Below are 3,290 nucleotides of genomic sequence, written 5' to 3'. Positions count from 1 at the left end.
CGGTTCTCCGTGAGCCTTTTCGACATCCGCGTCACATCAACGCTGTTCCGGTCCGGCCGTCAGTCGGCGAGCGGAATCACGTCGAGGCGAGAGCCCGGGCCGACGAGAACGAGCACACGTCTACCTGTGATTTTATCGAGCGCCTGCGCCAGGTGCTCCGCGTCCGGCGTCGGCGTCGCGGCAGGCGCCACACCGACCGCCGTTGTCGGAGCATAGGCCGCCGGGGCGACCGGCAGATCCTCGATCGGCGGGGGCACCGGTAGCGGCCCCTGAGCTCGTACGCCCGGGATCCCTTCCTCGACTCCTGGCAGCGCTTCGGGGGCAACGGATGCCGCGCGCCAGACGGTCACCGATGCTCCGGTTACCGACTCGATCGCCGCAACGAGCGGCGCAGGGTCAGCACCGGTAACGAGGATGACCTCGCCGATGGTCCGCCGGCGTGGCGCCGGGGCTGACGTTGCGGCATCCGACCGGTCGTGCTGCCAGACCCCGAAGTGGTATCCGGCTACGAGAGCGGTGGCGGTCAGCAGACCGAGCGGAGCGCGGATCTGCTCGATGAGCCCCGAGCCGCCATCCAGTACGGCCTGAAAAAGCTGGAAGCCGATGACGAGAAGGGTGATCAGCGCGACAACGGCGCTCACACCGAAGATCGCAATGAGGTAGATGCGACGTCCGGCGGCTGGCGCCGCGGCATCCGCAGGGGAATGCGGTCGCCAGGTGAGCGTCCACGCGACGCCGCCGACCAGCAGCGCGCTGAGACCGCCGAGAAGCAGCGGGCGAAGCCCCTCGCCCGCCAGCGGCGTGGCGAGAATGCCCAGCGCTGAGTTGACGACGACACCGAGGCCAGACGCAGCACCGATGAGAGCGACGCCGCTCGTGGCGAGGATGCTCGCCTGTCGAGTCGACGGCGACCGGCTGATCGCGACGCTCCGATGGTAGGTCCACACCACGGTACCGACGGCGGCGACCGCCAGTGCGACACCGACCGGTGACATCAACTCGCGCAGCGGATCGGTGTTGTCGAAGAGTAGCCGCAGAACGACGTAAAGCATGACGCCCATGCCGCCGAGCGTTGCGAGGCTGGCGAGGAGGATGCCGAGCAGGATGAGCGCGACGTTGGCGAGACCGGTCGCGCTGGAGCGTGCGCCTTCGCGGTACCAGTGCCAGACCCAGACCGCTGTCCCGCCGATCGTCCAGATGAGGGCCTGCAGGGTTCCCGCCCACCACGGGCCCCCGATCGTCGGGGTCGCGGTGATCTCCCGAGTGGCGGCGCTGAAGATACCGTTCAGAAGATTTATGGCGTTCCCCGCCCCGAGCACAAGTCCGAACGCGGCGCCGAGAACCGCCGGAACTGCGAACAGTCGCATCGGGCCCTTCATCGGATGACGCCACATCCACCGGTGCCACATCCACACCGCCGCCCAGATCACCCCCGTCGCAAGGCCCGATCCGTTCCAGTCGCCCTCGATCAGCGTTGCGAGAAAACCAAGGAAGCCTGTGACCGTCGAGACCAGCGCGACGATCGACATCGCCGCGATGTACACGCCCCACGCAAGCGCACCTCGCTCGGCGGGCTCGACGAGCCGACGCCAGAGAAACCACCAGAGCACGGCGGCGAGTGGACCACCGATCAGTGTGAACGCCAGGCCCTGGGCGATGATCGAGGTGTTCTCACCGATCAGGACGATCTTCGCGTCGAGGATCAGGCTCAAAAGCGTTTGCACGCCGGTTGCCGTGATGACGACCAGAGCGAACAGCAGTGTGTAGACGATCAGGCGGCGGACCGACTGACCCGCCGAAGATCCCGGCGCTGGGACATAGGGCGCCTGGACTGCGCTCACTTGATATCACCATCCATCGGGCAGACGGCGAGTTCCCAGGGGACGAATTCGATCAGCCACTCGCCTCCGTCCGAAACGAGTCTGAAGTTTTCCTCGTAGCTGTACTCGGAGCCCAACGCTCCTCCCTCGTGCCTGCTGATCTGCACGCGCACATCCGCTGAATCGTCGCGCAGCTCCGTGGAGATCAGCGTGACCCGGAGATCATCCGAAACGAAGTTACCGACGGTCCCGCAGTTCTCTCGAACGTCAGCAGACAGATAACCGACGGCCGTGTCGTCGTCACCGTCGACAACGGCGAGCGAGTATCGCTGCACAACGCCTTCGGGCGTCGACTCGTCCAGCAGCTCCGCTTCACCACGGGTGAAAACCACGACGAGCGAGACGATGACGAGCACCGCAATCACTGACAGGAGGATGACCAGGTTTCGGCGGGCACCGGCCGCGGCGTGCGTCATGTGGTCAGTATGGCGCACCCGTTCCGGCGAGGGCACCCCGAGAACGGGACGTCACGGGGCCGATACGCGGCGAACCTGTTCAGACCCGCGGGTCACCTTTCCTGTTGGCTGCGGCATCTGCTTCGTCCTTTCTGACAGGTGCATCCGGTCTCAGGCAGACGCCTCGAGCTTCACCCGCAGTGAATCGACCCGGGTGGCGATGATGTCGCTCGCCGCCCACCGCTGGGCGAGCCGGTTCAGCGTCGTGTCGAGTTCTGCACGCGTGAGGCCGTCGATGAGTTCGAGCCGAACGATCACTTCGGGGCCGCCCAGGCGAGCGGAGGGGTCACCGGCCGCAAGCCGAACGTTCAGCACCGCCAGCTCCGATCGAACGCTGGTGAGGAAGGCGTCGAGCACGTCAGGGTTCGCATAGCCGGGTTGCCACGGTTGCGACTGCGCGATCGCCCAGAGAGCCGGGCGGCGGATGGCGAACTCTGTGGTGCTCGTCGGGTCGAGTACGACCAGGTCGGTGTTCTCGCTCGCCGCCGCAAGTGCGACACGGACGCCGTCGGCCGGCACCGGGCGCGCCTGGGCATTCCAGGCGGACATCGCAGCAACCGACGAGAACACCGGCAGGACGTTGCGACCGTCAGGTCCCCCCACCGTGACGATGGAAAGTTCCTGCGTCTTGTCGACCTTCTGGCCGTTCGGCCCCAACCCGACGTCGCCCGCGTGCGCGACCAGAGGAATCAGCAGCCGCGATGTGCGGAACGCGTCGACGACATCCGCTTCCCCGGCCTCGCCTCCGCGGAACCGTGCCAGCGCGTCGATCAGATGCTCGGGCGCTGACCCGTCATCGGTCGACGCCGGGGCATCACCGAACGAGCGGCCCTGCCATGGCTGGCCGGCAGAGTCCGCGGAGTTAGTCGGATGCGACATCCAGCGCCTCAGCGAGCGTGAAGGCACCCGCGTAGAGCGCCTTGCCGACGATGGCACCCTCCAGACCGAGCGGAAC

General features: G+C 66.9%; 3 protein-coding genes and 1 pseudogene. All 4 read right to left on the bottom strand.

Features of this window, described 5'->3' with window-relative positions; translation table 11 throughout:
- Window positions 1-59: 59 nt before the first annotated feature.
- On the bottom strand, window positions 60-1,841 hold the full coding sequence (locus tag ACLQ62_RS12440; protein WP_411721953.1) for a DUF5671 domain-containing protein: 1,782 nt from the start codon (window positions 1,839-1,841) through the stop codon (window positions 60-62).
- Complete coding sequence (locus ACLQ62_RS12435) at window positions 1,838-2,296, bottom strand: hypothetical protein (RefSeq protein WP_411721952.1); 459 nt, start codon at window positions 2,294-2,296, stop codon at window positions 1,838-1,840. Before ACLQ62_RS12435 ends, ACLQ62_RS12440 begins: the two co-directional genes overlap by 4 nt.
- A 150-nt stretch (window positions 2,297-2,446) precedes the next feature.
- Window positions 2,447-3,214, bottom strand: coding sequence for an SseB family protein (locus tag ACLQ62_RS12430; RefSeq protein ID WP_411721951.1), 768 nt, complete (start codon window positions 3,212-3,214; stop codon window positions 2,447-2,449).
- Window positions 3,198-3,290: pseudogene (locus ACLQ62_RS12425) on the bottom strand (bifunctional 1-(5-phosphoribosyl)-5-((5-phosphoribosylamino)methylideneamino)imidazole-4-carboxamide isomerase/phosphoribosylanthranilate isomerase PriA); the annotation flags it as partial. The gene ACLQ62_RS12430 and the pseudogene ACLQ62_RS12425, both read right to left, overlap by 17 nt.

Origin of the sequence: Mycetocola sp. (genome assembly GCF_046716805.1) — a bacterium.
Lineage (GTDB): Bacteria > Actinomycetota > Actinomycetes > Actinomycetales > Microbacteriaceae > Mycetocola_A.
Note: the sequence above shows the minus strand (reverse complement) of the source record. Positions and strands in the feature narration are given on the sequence as shown.

What these genes read in the sequence shown, in the direction of transcription:
- ACLQ62_RS12435 (WP_411721952.1), bottom strand. Translation starts at nt 2,296, where the DNA reads ATGACGCACGCCGCGGCCGGTGCCCGCCGAAACCTGGTCATCCTCCTG.
- ACLQ62_RS12430 (WP_411721951.1), bottom strand. Translation starts at nt 3,214, where the DNA reads ATGTCGCATCCGACTAACTCCGCGGACTCTGCCGGCCAGCCATGGCAG.